Source organism: Dactylosporangium darangshiense, assembly GCF_039537565.1.
Classification (GTDB): domain Bacteria; phylum Actinomycetota; class Actinomycetes; order Mycobacteriales; family Micromonosporaceae; genus Dactylosporangium; species Dactylosporangium darangshiense.
On sequence record NZ_BAABAT010000013.1, the window covers coordinates 151,373 to 165,228 of the forward strand.

Genomic DNA, 13,856 nt, shown 5'->3' on the forward strand with positions numbered 1-13,856 from the left:
TTCGTCCGCCTACGTGATGTCGTCGTAGCGACGGTCGAGCGGCTGCGGTGCGTCGACGGCCGTCGGCGCCGAGACCGGCGTCGGGGCGTCGACCGGGTCGTAGCCGTCGATCGGGCTTGCGGCCTCGACCGGCTCGACGTCGTAGTCGTCCAGCGAGGAGATCTCGTCGTCGTCGATGTTCGCATACGACGGGCGGTTGCGGCCCCGGCGCCTGTCGTTGACGAGCGCGAAGGCCACCGCACCGAAGTACAGCAGGGACATGCACAGCGCCAGGAACGTCATGCCGAACGGGTCGGCGGTCGGCGTGGCGACGGCGGCGAAGACGAAGAAGATGAAGACCGCGATCCGCCACCAGCCCAGCAGGCGCTTGCCCGTGGCGATGCCGGCGATGTTGGCGAGCATGATGCCGAGCGGGAACTCGAACGCCACGCCGAACACGAGCATCATGCCGGTGACGAAGTCGACGTACGCCATCGCCTCGAGCATGATCGACGTATTCGGGTTGATGAAGCTGATCAGGAACTCCAGGCCCTTGGAGACCACGATGAACGCGAGCACCGCGCCGCCCGCGAACAGCGGCGCGGCAAGGCCGGCGAACACGTAGGCCCACCGGCGCTCGTTGCGGTGCAGGCCGGGGGCGACGAACGCCCACAGCTGGTACATCCAGAACGGCGACGAGACGATCAGGCCCGTCCACAGCGAGATCTTCAGCGTCAGCAGCAGCGGGTCGGTGACCTTGAGCGCCACGAACTCGCACCGGTAGCCCGGCGGCAGCACGCCGTTGTTGGCGGCCATCGCTTTGTTGATCGCGATGTTGCAGTACGGCTCCTGCAGGAGCGACAGGATGTGCTTGGACAGCAGGTACCCGACGATCATGCCCAGGACGATCGCGATCGACGCCCGGAAAAGCCTGGTGCGCAGCTCCCGCAGATGCTCCAAGAGGGTCATGGAGCCATCTGCGGCGCGCTGGAAGTTCGACGGCTGCCTGTCACGCCGCCGTGCGAGGATGCTCACGACCCGAGCGCGCCTCAGCGCTCGCGTGCGTGATCGACCGGGTCCACCTGCGGCTTCGGCGAAGCCTGGTTGTCGGCGATCTGGCCGCTGAGCGGCTGCCGGCCCGTCTGCGCCTCGGCCTTGGCGTCGACGTCGTCGTCCGCGAGGCCCTTCGTCTCGGCCTTGATGATCCGCATCGAACGGCCCAGAGCGCGCGCCGCGTCAGGCAGGCGCTTGGCGCCGAACAGCAGGATCAGCACCACCACCAGGACGATGATGTGCCACGGCCTTACTGCACCCATGTGAAGCCACCTCACTGTATTCGAGCTGCCGCACCCATCGTACTGACCATCGCAGGGTGAGGGCAGAGGCCGGGGGTTAGCGGGATGGAGTCCGGCCGCTGAAGTCTTGACGAGTGTTGACGGTGGCGCGCCCGATCGTCAACCACCCGTCCGGACAAAGGTGTAATTTGCCCGGATGATCCGCCAGGATTGTTAACTGTTCTCGGCCTGCTTGGCGAGCGCGCGCTGCTGCGCCTGCTCCTGCATGGCCTCCAGCTGCGGCAACATCGTCTCGACCGTCTGCTGCAACGCCGCCAGGCGCGGCTCGACCCGCCGCTGGCCGTCGGTCAGGCGCGCCTGCATCGCGCGGGCGGCGTTGTCGAACTCGCGCAGCCGGCCCATGACGCTCAGGGCGACGCCGATCAGGACGATCAGCGCGATGACGACGATTCCGCCCGAGATCCACCACAGCACGTGATCGACCTTAGTGCACGTAGGCGGCCAGCGCCGCGTGTGCCTCGGCGGCGACCGCTTCGGCGAGTTGCGCGGGGGCCAGCACGGTGACCTCGGCGCCGAGGCCGAGGACGAACCGGCGGGCCCAGTCGAGGTCGGAGGCGCGCAGCGACACCGTCCAGTGCTCTCCGGCGCCGCGCACGACCTCCTCGCACGGATACTGCTCGGTGATCCATCGCGCGCCCCGGCCGACCCGCAGCGTGACCAGCGGCAGGTCGGGCGTCGGGGTGAACAGGCTGCCGGTGCGCGTGTCGGTCGGCCGGGCCTGCTGCGGCACCTGCGCCGGCTCGTCGAGCTCGGCGGAGGCGTCGATGCGGTCGATGCGGAACAGCCGCACCGCCTGGGCGCGCCGGCACCACGCCTCCAGGTAGGCCCACCGGCCCACGACGAGCACGCGCATCGGGTCGACGACGCGCTCGCTCGTCTCGTCCCGGGTGGCCGTGTAGTAGGTGATGCGCAGCGCGTGGCGGCGGTCGACGGCGCCGCGCAGCTCCTCGAGCCGGTCGGTGTTGCCGGGCAGGCGGACCGCGACCGGCGCGTCGGCCAGGTCGCCGGCCGCGTGCTCGATCTTGGCCAGGGCCCGGTGGACGCCGTCGCCGGCGGTGACGCCGGGCGTCTCGGCCAGCATCCGCAGCGCGACGATGAGCGCGAGGGCCTCGTCGGGCGTGAGACGCAGCGGCCGGTCGATCCCCGCGTCATACGTCAGGGTGACGCTGTCGCCGACGAACGCCATGTCGATGAGGTCGCCCGGCCCGTAGCCCGGCAGCCCGCACAGCCACAGCAGCTCGAGATCCTCGCGCAGCTGCCGGTCGGTGATCCCCTGGTCGGCGGCGGCCTCGGCGATGGTGACGCCGGGGCGCGCCTGCAGGTAGGGCACCAGGTTGAGCAGGCGCCCGAGCCGGTCCGCGGAGTTCGTCACGCCGGCACCCCGATCCCCCGGCTCTCATACGCCGCGGCGACCGCCTGCAGCCGGCGCACGATGCGCTCCCGGACCTCGGGCGGGTCGAGCGCGACCACGTCGGCGCCGTAGCCCACCAGCCAGGCGGCGAACTGGTCGGCGTCGCCGTAGCTCAGGGTGAGCCGGTCGCCGTCGGGGGTGCTCACGCAGCTCTCCGCCCAGCGCCGCACGCCCGCCGCCCGGCCCGGCCGGGCCAGCACGGTCGCCCGGCCGGTGCGCTCGATCGGGCCGCTGGAGCGGGCGACGTAGCCGATCAGGTCGACCTTCGGCGGCGGCTCGTAGGCACCGCGGCGGCCGATGCGGCGCACCCCGCTGACGATCCGCGACAGCCGGAAGCAGCGCTCGGCGTCGCGCTCGAGGTCGTGCCCCACCACATACCAACGGCCGCGCCAGCACACCACGCCCCAAGGCTGCAGCCGCCGCACCCCGGCGGCGTCGCGCTCGGGCACCTCGTAGGAGAAGGTCACCGCCTGCCGGTCGCGCACCGCAGCCGTCAGCGGCTCGAACGCCGGGTCGACGGTCACCACGGCCTCGACGCCGAGCGTGGCGTGCGGGTCGACGTCGATGCCGCCGGCGCGCAGCTTCGCCAGCCCCGACGATGCGGCCGCGGCGAGCCCGGTCTGCTGCCACAGCCGCGCCGCGATCCCGACCGCCGCCGCCTCGTCCGGCGCCAGGGGGATGTCGGGCAGCGCATACTCGCGCCGCGCGATCCGGTAGCCCTGCTCGTTGTCGAAGATGCTGGCGGTGCCCATCTCCAGCGGCACGCCGAGCTCGCGCAGCTCCGATTTGTCCCGCTCGAACTTGCGCTGGAACGCTTCGTGGTCGCGCTCGTCGTTGGGATCGTGCTCGTAGCCCGGCACGATCGCGGCGATCTGCTCGGCGGTCAGGAAGCGGCGCGTAGCGAGCAGGCAGATCACCAGATTGACCAGGCGCTCGGTTCGGGTCCGCGACACGCAGCGAACCTACCAGCCCGAACGCCTGTTCTGCGTCGCCCACGCGGTAGGCCACCGACGGTCACCGCGGATGCGCGCAGGGTCGTTGCGTTACGGTGTGTGCCGTGATCCGCTGGCGCTGGGGTACCGTCGTCGCCGCCCGCCGCGAGTGGCGCGGCAGCCTGGAGCTCGACGTGACCGTCGACGCCCGCCACCCGTCGGACCCCCCGTCGGTCCGCGCCCTGGCCTATCCCGCGCTGGTGGGCGCGCCCCGCCCCGGCGACCGGGTGCTGCTCAACCTCAACGCGCTCGCCCTGGGCCTCGGCACCGGCGGCTACGCGCTGGTCGTGGCCGTCCCCGACCGCCTGCCCGAGGACGTCGAGGCCCCCGGCCACGTGGTCAAGGCCCGGTACACCCCGCTGCAGGCCATCGTCCTCGCCGCCGACGAGGAGGCCTCCCCCCTGCGCGGCGCCCTCGCCGGCGCCGTGTCCCTGGACGGCATGCCGGTGGTCGTCGCCGACCTGCACTCGGCTCTGCCCGCGGTCGTCGCCGGCGCGCTGGCGGCCCGCCCCGGCGCCCGCATCGCGTACGTCATGACCGACGGCGGCGCCCTGCCCGCCTGGTTCTCGCGCACCCTCGACGGCCTGCGCCCCCTCCTCGCGGGCACGGTCACGACGGGCCAGGCCTTCGGCGGCGACCTCGAGTCGACGAACGTGCACAGCGGCCTGCTCGCCGCCCGGCACGGCCTGCACGCCGACCTGGCGATCGTCACGCAGGGCCCCGGCAACCTCGGCACGGGCACGAGCTGGGGCTTCTCCGGCGTCGCGGCCGGCGAGGCGGTGAACGCGGTGGCGGCTCTGGGCGGCCGGCCGGTCGCGGCACCGCGCATCTCCGACGCCGACCCGCGCCCGCGCCACCGCGGCGTCTCGCACCACAGCCTGACCGCCTTCGGCCGGGTCGCCCTGGCCCCGGCGTCGCTCGTGATGCCCTCGGACCTGTCCCCCGCCCTGTCCTCCGCGGTTCGCGAGGCCCTCGCCGCCCTCTGCCCGCCGCACACGTTGGTCGAGGTCCCGTCCGCGGACCTGGGCGCCGCCCTGGCCGACCTGCCGGTGAAGCTGTCGACGATGGGCCGGACCTTCGAGCAGGACTCGGCCTACTTCCTGTCCGCGGCCGCCGCGGGCCGGTGTGCCGCGGATATGTCCGCCACTGCGTGACGGGACATATCCGACGGTCAGGCCTTGGACAGGGCCGTGTTCGCCAGCGAGCGGAGCTGGCCCAGGTGGTCGGCGTCCGGTGCGGCCGCGTTCACCATGTAGACGGCGACGATCGCCTTCCCGCGCCGCGCCAGCATCGTCTTGGACTTGTCGCTCAGCGCCGCCTCGCCGACCCCGCCCACCGCCTCCAGCGAGGCGATCGTCGACCACAGCTTCTGCGCCTGGCCCGCGTCGGCGAACGTGAGTGCCACGACCGTCACCTGGTCGCCGGCCGCGCTGCCGAACGGGCAGGTGCGGGCGTGCGCGTTCAGGCCGATGCTCTGCACCGCCTGGCCGTACTGCGCAACGGCCGCGGCGCCGTCGCCCTGGCTCACCTCGACCGGCAGGCCGGTGGCCTGCTTGACCTGGGCGGCGCTGATGAGGCCCTGGCAGCCGTCGGAGTTGACGACGGGCGGGCGGGTCGGCGACGGCAGCGGCTGGTGCGACACCTGGCCGCCGGGCGAGACGGCGGGCAGCGCGCTGCGCTTCGGGCCGTCGTCGGTGCAGCCCGCCAGGGCGAGCGCCGCCACCAGGACGGCCAGGGCGCGCCTCACGCGTAGATCACGATCAGGACGAAGGCCGCGACGATGGCGACGAGGACGAGGGCGAGCAGCCACGTCGGGTACTTCGGCCCCTCGGTCCGGTTGCGCTCGATCTCCTCCCGGATGCGCTGCAGGCGGCGGCCCTGCCGGCTCTTGGCCGGGCGGTCGGGATTGAAGCCGGCGTGGAGCTTCGGGGGCGGCTGGTCGGGCATCTCATCCATAGCGCGCGCCAGCCTAACCCCCGTTAGCCTTGTCCGTCACATGCTCGCGATGAGCCGATCGACCCGCTCGTCGTAGGCGCGGAACGGGTCCTTGCACAGCACGGTGCGCTGCGCCTGGTCGTTGAGCTTCAGGTGCACCCAGTCGACGGTGAAGTCGCGGCGGCGCTCCTGTGCGTGGCGGATGAACTCGCCGCGCAGCCGGGCCCGGGTCGTCTGCGGCGGGGTCTCCTTCGCCTCGAAGATCTCCAGGTCGGTGGCGACGCGGTCGACGCTGCCCCGCTTCTCCAGCAGCCCGTAGAGGCCCCGGCCGCGGCGCAGGTCGTGGTAGGCGAGGTCCATCTGCGCCACGCGCGGGTGCGACAGCGGCAGGTCGTGCTTGGCCTGGTACCGCTCGATGAGCCCGAGCTTGGTGACCCAGTCGACCTCGCGCTCGACCTCCTTGTGGTTGCCGGTGTCGACGGCGTTGAGGACGCGGCCCCACAGGTCCATGACCCGCTTGGTGGGCGCGTCAGCGCCGCGGCGGTCCAGGAACTCGGTGGCCTTGTCGAAGTACTCCTGCTGGATCTCCAGCGCCGAGATCTCCTTGCCGCTGGCCAGACGCACCCGGCGGCGGCCGGTGACGTCGTGCGAGACCTCGCGGATGGCGCGGATCGGATTCTCCAGCGACAGGTCGCGCATCGCCACGCCGGCCTCGATCATGCGCAGCACGATGTCGGCGGTGCCGACCTTGAGCAGCGTGGTGACCTCGTTCATGTTCGAGTCGCCGACGATGACGTGCAGGCGGCGATACCGCTCGGCGTCGGCGTGCGGCTCGTCGCGGGTGTTGATGATCGGGCGGGACCGGGTGGTGGCGGACGAGACGCCCTCCCAGATGTGCTCGGCGCGCTGCGAGAGGCAGTAGACGGCGCCGCGCGGGGTCTGCAGCACCTTGCCGGCGCCGCAGATGAGCTGGCGGGTGACCAGGAACGGGATCAGGATGTCGGCCAGGCGCCCGAACTCGCCGTGCCGGCTGACCAGGTAGTTCTCGTGGCAGCCGTAGGAGTTGCCGGCGGAGTCGGTGTTGTTCTTGAACAGGTAGATCTCGCCCGCGATCCCCTCGTCGTGCAGGCGGCGCTCGGCGTCGACCAGCAGTCCTTCGAGGATCCGCTCGCCGGCCCGGTCGTGGACGACCAGGTCGGGCACGGAGTCACACTCGGGCGTTGCGTATTCCGGGTGGGAGCCCACATCCAGGTAGAGGCGCGCGCCGTTGCGCAGGAAGACGTTGCTGGAACGGCCCCACGACACAACGCGCCGGAACAGATAGCGGGCGACCTCGTCCGGGGAGAGGCGGCGCTGCCCCCGGTAGGTGCACGTGACCCCGTATTCGGTCTCAAGGCCGAAAATTCGCCGGTCCATGTACAGACATTAGCCGCCTGGGACCGGATTCGAACCTATTGGGAGCGGAGACTTTCCGTATAGCCCTGGCAGGTGGTGTAGTCCGGCAGCCGCCCCGCGTCGCGCAGCTCCGCGAGGGTGGGCGAGCCGGCGTCGCGGGCCGACAACGTCGGGTCTGCGGCCGGCCATGCGATGCCGAGGTCGGGGTCCAGCGGGTGGATGCCGTGCTCGCCCGTCGGGTTGTACGTCTCCGAGCACAGGTACGTCAGTGTCGCGTCGTCGGTGAGCGCGCAGAACCCGTGCCCGAGGCCCTCGGACAGGTACACCGCCCGCCGGTCGACGTCGTCGAGCTGAACGCCCTCCCACCGGCCGAATGTCGGGGATCCGACGCGGATGTCCACGATGACGTCGAGCACGGCGCCGCGCGTGCACATGACGTACTTGGCCTGGCCGGGCGGCACGTCGGCGAAGTGGATGCCGCGCACGACACCGCGGGCGGACACGGACAGGTTGCCCTGCGCGAGCCGCAGCGGGTGGCCGACCTCGGCGGCCAGGTGGTCGAAGCGGTAGAACTCCGTGAACAGGCCGCGGGGGTCCCCGTGCAGCACGGGGCTGATCTCCCAGGCGCCGCCGATCGAGAGCTGTCGGATCTTCACGTGCTGGCTCCGTCGCGTGTCGGTCGTGTTTGGCGGGTGCGGTTGTCCGTACGCCCGCTCAGTTCTTCCAGTCGAGCAGATGGAGCAGGTACTCGCCGTATCCGCTCTTGCGCAGCGGTTCGGCGAGGTCCGCGAGCTGCTCGTCGGTGATGAGCCCGGCCCGCCAGCAGACCTCTTCCACGCAGCCGATCTTGAGGCCCTGCCGCTCCTCGATGACCCGGACGAACTCGGCCGCCTGCACCATCGTGTTGAACGTACCCGTGTCCAGCCACGCCGTGCCCCGGTCCAGCACCACCACGTGCAGCTCGTCGCGCTCGAGGTAGGCGGCGTTGACGGCGGTGATCTCCAGCTCGCCGCGGTCGCTGGGCTTGAGGTTGCGGGCGATCTGCACGACGCGGTTGTCGTAGAAGTACAGGCCGGGGACCGCGTAGCGGCTCTTGGGCGTGGCCGGCTTCTCCTCGATGGACAGCACCCGGCCGTCGGGCGCGAACTCCACGACGCCGTAGTCCTGCGGGTTGGCCACGGGGTAGGCGAAGACCCGCCCGCCCTTGACGTCGGCGTTGTCGGAGAGGCGCTGGCCGAGCGCGGCGCCGTGGAAGATGTTGTCGCCGAGGACCAGCGCGACGCTGTCCTCGCCGATGAAGTCGGCGCCGATGACGAACGCCTGCGCCAGGCCCTCGGGGCGCGGCTGCGCGGCGTAGCTGATCTGCAGGCCCCACTGTGAGCCGTCGCCGAGCAGCCGCCGGAACGGCTCCTGGTCCTCCGGCGTGGTGATCACCAGGATCTCGTGGATGCCCGCCATCACCAGGGTGGTGAGCGGGTAGTAGATCATGGGTTTGTCGAAGACGGGCATCAGCTGCTTCGACACGGCCTTGGTCAGGGGCCACAGACGCGAGCCGGTCCCACCGGCGAGGATGATGCCACGCACCCGGCCACCCTACGGGCTGTACACGGCCGCGGTCGACTCGCCCCTTGGCAACCCGGCCGGTGTGTTGGACTAGACTTCCGGTCCCGTGAGAATCCTCGTCACCGGCGGCGCCGGTTTCATCGGCTCGCACTACGTGCGCACCTTACTCAGCGGCGGCTATCCCGCGTACGCCGGTGCGGCCGTGACCGTGCTCGACAAACTCACCTATTCGGGTAACCGCGCGAACCTCGCGCCGGTGGCCGGTGACCCGGCGTTGACGTTCGTGGAGGGCGACATCTGCGACGCCGCGCTCGTCGGCGAGCTGATGCCCGGCCACGACGCGGTCGTGCACTTCGCCGCCGAGTCGCACGTGGACCGCTCGATCCTGGGCGCGGGGCCGTTCGTGACGACCAACGTGCTGGGCACCCAGGTGCTGCTGGACGCGGCCCGCGCGGCCGGCGTCGGGCGCTTCCTGCACGTGTCGACCGACGAGGTGTACGGCTCGATCCAGGAAGGGTCGTGGACCGAGGAGTGGCCGCTGTCGCCGAACTCGCCGTACTCGGCGTCGAAGGCCGGCTCCGACCTGCTCGCGCTCGCCTACCACCGCACGCACGGCATGGAGGTGGTGGTGACCCGCTGCTCGAACAACTACGGGCACTATCAGTTCCCCGAGAAGGTCATCCCGCTGTTCGTCACCAACCTCATCGACGGCGGGACCGTGCCGCTGTACGGCGACGGCGGCAACATCCGCGACTGGCTGCACGTGTCCGACCACTGCGCCGGCATCCAGCTGGCGCTGGAGAAGGGCCGCGCCGGCGAGGTCTACAACATCGGCGGCGGCCGCGAGCTGACCAACCGGGAGCTCACCGAGACCCTGCTCGCCGCGACCGGCCGCGAGTGGGACTCCTCGGTGCGCTACGTCGAGGACCGCAAGGGCCACGACCGGCGGTACTCGCTGAGCATCGACAAGATCAGCAACGAGCTCGGCTACACCCCGCAGGTCACGTTCGCCGACGGCATCGCCACCACGGTCGCCTGGTACCAGGACAACCGTGCCTGGTGGGAGCCGCTCAAGGCCCGCGCCGCGCTGGGCGGGTGACATGACCCGCTATCTGGTGACCGGTGCCGGCGGCATGCTCGGCCGCGACCTGCTGCTCACCCTGGACGGCCGGGACGTCACGGCCGCGACCCGGGCAGAGCTGGACATCACGGACGCCGCGAAGGTCCGCGACCTGGTCGAGGGCCACGACGTGGTCCTCAACGCCGCCGCCTGGACCGACGTCGACGGCGCCGAAACGGACGAACAGGGCGCAACGGCCGTCAACGGTACCGCGGTGTCGGTGCTCGCCGCCGCCTGCGCCGCGACGGGTGCGCGCCTGGTGCACGTCTCCACCGACTACGTCTTCCCCGGCGACGCCACCGAGCCCTACGCCGAGGACGCGCCGACCGCACCGATCAACGCGTACGGCCGCAGCAAGCTCGCCGGCGAGCGGGCCGTGCTCGGCACGCTGCCGGACACCGGCTACGTGGTGCGCACCGCGTGGCTCTACGGCACGACCGGGAAGAACTTCGTGCGCACGATGCTGCGCCTGGCCGCCGAGCGCGACTACGTCGAGGTCGTCGACGACCAGGTCGGGCAGCCGACGTGGTCGCGCGACCTGGCCGAGCGCCTAGTGGCCCTGGCCGGCAGTGGCGCGCCCGCTGGGGTGTACCACGGCACCGCCTCCGGCCAGACGTCCTGGCACGGGCTGGCCGAGGCGGTCTTCGCCGAGACGGGCCACGACCCGGCCCGGGTTCGGCGCACCACCGCCGCGGCGTACGCTCGCCCGGCGCCCCGACCGTCCTACAGTGTGCTCGGCCACGACCGCTGGACGGCGGCCGGGCTGGCGCCGATGCGGCCGTGGCGTGCCATGCTGCACGACATGCTGGCCGTCACGCCCTCGGGAGGAGCCGCGTGAAGCTGACCATCGTCACCGGGCTGACCGCGCTCGCCGTCCTGGCGTTCATGGTCGAGTTGCTGCGCCGCCGGCAGCTGCAGGAGAAGTACGCCGTCCTGTGGCTCGCGGTCAGCGTCCTGATCGTGCCACTGGCGTTCATGCCGTTCCTCACCGACAACCTCGCCGACCTGCTCGGCATCGCCTCCGGCGTGAGCCTGGTGCTGTTCCTCGGCATCGTGTTCCTGCTGCTCGTGACGGTGCACCTGAGCTGGGAGGTCAGCCGGTTGGAGGAGGAGACCCGCACCCTGGCCGAGGACCTGGCGCTGCTGCGCAGCGAGCTGGGCCGGCCCCGACCGCAGGACGCGACGGCGCCCGACGCCGGGGAGATGGCCGATGATCAACGGTAAGCGCGTCCTCATCATCATCCCGGCCTGGAACGAGGCCGAGTCGATCGCGGACGTGGTCCGCGAGGTGCGCGGCGAGCTGCCGTCGGTCGGCATCATCGTGGTCGACGACGGATCGACCGACGACACCGCCGCCAGGGCCGCCGAGGCCGGTGCGGTCGTGGCCCGGCTGCCGTTCAACCTCGGCGTCGGCGGCGCGATGCGCACCGGCTACCGCTACGCCCGCGACCACGGCTTCGACGTGGCGATCCAGGTGGACGCCGACGGCCAGCACGACCCGCGGTACATCCCGAAGCTCGTGGACGCCCTCGACGAGCACGACCTGGTCATCGGCGCCCGGTTCGCCGGCGAGGGCGGCTACAGCGTCAAGGGCCCGCGCAAGTGGGCGATGCGGATGCTGTCGACGGTGCTGTCGCGGCTGTCGCGCACGAAGCTGACCGACACCACGTCGGGGCACCGGGCGTGCAACCGGCGGCTGATCGAGTTCTTCGCGAACTGGTATCCGGCGGAGTACCTCGGCGACACCATCGAGGTGCTGGTCCGCGTGGCCCGCAACGGGTACAAGATCACCCAGATCCCGGTGGCGATGCGCCCGCGGATGGCGGGCACGCCGAGCAACTCGCCGGTGAAGGCGTCGATCTACCTGGGCCGCGCGTTCATCGTGCTGCTCCTGGCGATCATCCGGGCATAAACGGTGAGGGCCGGGGTTTGCGCCCCGGCCCTTCGCCTCACTCGGTGTCCGCCGAGTCGTCCTCTTCGGTACCCCCGGAGGCGTTGTCCGCGGGGGTGCTGGACGACGCCGGGGGCTGCGGCTTGTCCTCGAGACCCTCCTCGACGTCCTCGATCTTGGCTGCGGCGGCGTCCTCGAGGATCGCGGTGAGCGCGAGGCCGGTGAGCCGGCGGAACGTGCGCCCCGGGCGGGCGCGGTCCAGGACCGCGACCTCCAGCTGGTTGGCCGCCAGCTTGCGCGGCTGGCCGCTCTCGCCGCCGACGCTGGCCAAACCCTCCACCGCGAGCTTCAGGGCCTCAGCGAGCGTCTGGTCGGGCCGCAGGCGGGTTTTCACGGCACCGGAGATGGTGTCGGACTGCCCGCCCATGGTGACCAGGCCGGGCTCGTCCTGCACGGAGCCGTCGTAGGTGATCCGGTACAGCTCGTCGTCCGCGGCCGTCGCGCCCGCCTCGGCGACGCAGATCTCCACCTCGTAGGGCTTCTGCTCCTGGGTGAAGATGGCGCCGAGGGTGCGCGCGTAGGCGTTGGCGATCTGCCGGCCGGTCACGTCGCGGCGGCCGTAGGAGTACCCGTGCAGGTCGGCGAGGCGCACGCCCGCGGAGCGCAGGTTCTCGAACTCCGGGTAGCGCCCGACGGCGGCGAAGCCGATCCGGTCGTAGATCTCGCTGACCTTGTGCAGCGCGGTCGACAGGTTCTCGGCGACGAACAGCACGCCGCCCTCGTAGCTGAGCACCACGACACTGCGACCACGGGCGATGCCCTTGCGCGCGTATTCCGAGCGGTCCCGCATGATCTGCTCGGGCGAGGCGTAGAACTGCATGGCCACGGCGGCGAGTTCTCCTTCTGCTGGTCGTTGGTCGAGTAGGTCAGGAACCGGGGTTCTCGGTGCGCTCGGCGATGATCTGCTCGGCGACGGCGCGGGTCTCGTCGTCGCTGAGGCGCCGGGTGCCCTCCACCGTGGCGGTCATGATGACCGGGAAGATGCCCCGCAGCAGGTCGGGACCGCCGGTCGCGGTGTCGTCGTCGGCGGCGTCGTAGAGCGCCTCGATGGCGAGCTTCACCGCCTCGTCGGTGGTCACGCCCGGGCGGTAGCGCTTCTTGAGCGAGGACTTGGCGAACAGCGAGCCGGAGCCGATCGAGTCGTAGCCGCGCTCTTCGTACACGCCGCCGGCGACGTCGAAGCTGAAGATCCGCCCGGCCTTGTCCACGCTCTTGGCGTCGAGGTCGAAGCCGGCGAACAGGGGCACCACCGCCAGGCCCTGCATCGCGGCGCCGAGGTTGTTGCGCACCATGCTGGCCAGGCGGTTGGCCTTGCCCTCGAGCGAGAGCATGCTGCTCTCGATCTTCTCGTAGTGCTCCAGCTCGACCTGGAACAGCCGCATCATCTCCAGGCCGAAGCCCGCGGTGCCGGCCATGCCGACGAGCGAGTAGGCGTCGGCGGCGAAGACCTTCTCGATGTCGCGCTGCGCGATGAGGTTGCCCATCGTGGCGCGCCGGTCGCCGCCCATGAGGACGCCGTCGGCGCAGATGATCGCGACGATCGTGGTGGCGTGGGCGCTCACGTCGGCCGCCATGCCCGGCGGCAGGGGCCGTCGTCCCGGGAGCAGCTCCGGGGCCACGTTGCCGAGGAACTCGCTGAACGACGAGGTCCCGGCGGCGTGATACGCGGCGGGCAGGCGCCCTGAGTGGTCAAGACCCGTCGGCAACGGAGCTCCTCCTTCGTGTGTCGTGATCGACTTGCGTGGGCCAACAATACGCCGCGGAACGGCCGCGCAGCGGCGCGCCACCACGCTGTGGGCGAACAGGCCGCCCGCCCGGGAACCGGACGGGCGGCCTGTCCTGCATGCGGCTACTCGCCGCCCTTCTGCACGTATCCGCGGACGAATTCTTCGGCGTTCTCCTCGAGCACGGAGTCGATCTCGTCGAGGAGGTCGTCGACGTCCTCGCCAAGCTGCTCGACCCGCTCGGCCGTCTCCGGGTTGACCTCGGGCGCTGCGACGTCCTCTTCCTCGTCGCGCCGCGATTTGCCGGACTGGGACTGCCCGCCCGTATCCCTCGTAGCCATGCTTCATCCTCCTCGGGGGGACCACCAACGAACCGCTGCATCGAACGGATCGTCCCCGCGTGCGCGGGGACCACGGATCGCTGTCCAAGG

General features: G+C 71.4%; 18 protein-coding genes. 5 read left to right on the top strand and 13 right to left on the bottom strand.

The genetic code is table 11. The features are described from left to right. Positions 1–9: 9 nt before the first annotated feature. The 5 genes from tatC to ABD901_RS24635 all read right to left on the bottom strand — a co-directional run bounded on the left by tatC (position 10) and on the right by ABD901_RS24635 (position 3,698). Complete coding sequence (tatC, locus tag ABD901_RS24615; RefSeq protein ID WP_345129490.1) at positions 10–948, bottom strand: twin-arginine translocase subunit TatC; 939 nt, start codon at positions 946–948, stop codon at positions 10–12. 80 nt (positions 949–1,028) lie between these two features. Then, positions 1,029–1,295, bottom strand: coding sequence for a Sec-independent protein translocase subunit TatA (gene tatA / locus ABD901_RS24620; protein WP_345129491.1), 267 nt, complete (start codon positions 1,293–1,295; stop codon positions 1,029–1,031). A 192-nt stretch (positions 1,296–1,487) separates the two neighbouring features. Then, a complete protein-coding gene (locus ABD901_RS24625; RefSeq protein WP_345129492.1) occupies positions 1,488–1,748 on the bottom strand; it encodes a hypothetical protein in 261 nt (86 codons plus the stop codon). Between the two features lie 10 nt (positions 1,749–1,758). Continuing rightward, a complete protein-coding gene (locus ABD901_RS24630) occupies positions 1,759–2,706 on the bottom strand; it encodes a helix-turn-helix transcriptional regulator (RefSeq protein WP_345129493.1) in 948 nt (315 codons plus the stop codon). After that, positions 2,703–3,698, bottom strand: a complete 996-nt coding sequence (locus ABD901_RS24635) for a helix-turn-helix transcriptional regulator (RefSeq protein WP_345129494.1) — start codon at positions 3,696–3,698, stop codon at positions 2,703–2,705. Before ABD901_RS24635 ends, ABD901_RS24630 begins: the two co-directional genes overlap by 4 nt. Before the next feature lie 104 nt (positions 3,699–3,802). On the opposite strand from ABD901_RS24635, the gene ABD901_RS24640 reads away from it, so the two are divergent. Next, positions 3,803–4,891, top strand: coding sequence for a DUF3866 family protein (locus tag ABD901_RS24640; RefSeq protein WP_345129495.1), 1,089 nt, complete (start codon positions 3,803–3,805; stop codon positions 4,889–4,891). 17 nt (positions 4,892–4,908) lie between these two features. On the opposite strand, the gene ABD901_RS24645 is transcribed toward ABD901_RS24640, so the two are convergent. Genes ABD901_RS24645 through rfbA form a run of 5 tightly spaced genes read right to left on the bottom strand, consistent with a single transcriptional unit; the run spans position 4,909 to position 8,651 of the window. Then, a complete protein-coding gene (locus ABD901_RS24645) occupies positions 4,909–5,484 on the bottom strand; it encodes a hypothetical protein (RefSeq protein WP_345129496.1) in 576 nt (191 codons plus the stop codon). Next, positions 5,481–5,693: a hypothetical protein gene (locus ABD901_RS24650; protein WP_345129497.1), complete on the bottom strand. Its 213-nt coding sequence runs from the start codon at positions 5,691–5,693 to the stop codon at positions 5,481–5,483. Before ABD901_RS24650 ends, ABD901_RS24645 begins: the two co-directional genes overlap by 4 nt. Before the next feature lie 36 nt (positions 5,694–5,729). Continuing rightward, on the bottom strand, positions 5,730–7,088 hold the full coding sequence (gene pafA / locus ABD901_RS24655) for a Pup--protein ligase (RefSeq protein WP_345129498.1): 1,359 nt from the start codon (positions 7,086–7,088) through the stop codon (positions 5,730–5,732). Between the two features lie 35 nt (positions 7,089–7,123). Beyond that, the gene (locus ABD901_RS24660; protein WP_345129499.1) at positions 7,124–7,723 is read right to left on the bottom strand and encodes a dTDP-4-dehydrorhamnose 3,5-epimerase family protein; all 600 of its coding nucleotides are present in this window, start codon (positions 7,721–7,723) and stop codon (positions 7,124–7,126) included. 58 nt (positions 7,724–7,781) lie between these two features. Then, positions 7,782–8,651, bottom strand: coding sequence for a glucose-1-phosphate thymidylyltransferase RfbA (gene rfbA / locus ABD901_RS24665; RefSeq protein ID WP_345129500.1), 870 nt, complete (start codon positions 8,649–8,651; stop codon positions 7,782–7,784). Positions 8,652–8,736: 85 nt separating this feature from the next. Between rfbA and rfbB the strand changes: the two genes are divergently transcribed. The 4 genes from rfbB to ABD901_RS24685 are packed head-to-tail and all read left to right on the top strand — an operon-like array spanning position 8,737 to position 11,662. After that, a complete protein-coding gene (gene rfbB / locus ABD901_RS24670; RefSeq protein WP_345129501.1) occupies positions 8,737–9,729 on the top strand; it encodes a dTDP-glucose 4,6-dehydratase in 993 nt (330 codons plus the stop codon). Position 9,730: 1 nt separating this feature from the next. Continuing rightward, entirely contained in the window at positions 9,731–10,588 is an 858-nt protein-coding gene (gene rfbD, locus ABD901_RS24675) for a dTDP-4-dehydrorhamnose reductase (protein ID WP_345129502.1), read from the top strand. Then, positions 10,585–10,974, top strand: a complete 390-nt coding sequence (locus ABD901_RS24680; protein ID WP_345129503.1) for a DUF2304 domain-containing protein — start codon at positions 10,585–10,587, stop codon at positions 10,972–10,974. The genes rfbD and ABD901_RS24680 overlap by 4 nt, the downstream gene beginning before the upstream one ends. Then, positions 10,961–11,662 carry a glycosyltransferase family 2 protein gene (locus ABD901_RS24685; RefSeq protein WP_345129504.1) on the top strand — a complete coding sequence of 234 codons (702 nt, stop codon included), beginning with the start codon at positions 10,961–10,963 and terminating at the stop codon, positions 11,660–11,662. Before ABD901_RS24680 ends, ABD901_RS24685 begins: the two co-directional genes overlap by 14 nt. A 37-nt stretch (positions 11,663–11,699) precedes the next feature. On the opposite strand, the gene prcA is transcribed toward ABD901_RS24685, so the two are convergent. The 3 genes from prcA to ABD901_RS24700 all read right to left on the bottom strand — a co-directional run bounded on the left by prcA (position 11,700) and on the right by ABD901_RS24700 (position 13,766). Then, a complete protein-coding gene (prcA, locus tag ABD901_RS24690; protein WP_345129505.1) occupies positions 11,700–12,527 on the bottom strand; it encodes a proteasome subunit alpha in 828 nt (275 codons plus the stop codon). Between the two features lie 40 nt (positions 12,528–12,567). Further along, the gene (prcB, locus tag ABD901_RS24695) at positions 12,568–13,407 is read right to left on the bottom strand and encodes a proteasome subunit beta (protein ID WP_345129506.1); all 840 of its coding nucleotides are present in this window, start codon (positions 13,405–13,407) and stop codon (positions 12,568–12,570) included. Positions 13,408–13,550: 143 nt separating this feature from the next. Next, complete coding sequence (locus ABD901_RS24700) at positions 13,551–13,766, bottom strand: ubiquitin-like protein Pup (protein WP_345129507.1); 216 nt, start codon at positions 13,764–13,766, stop codon at positions 13,551–13,553. Positions 13,767–13,856 lie beyond the last annotated feature (90 nt).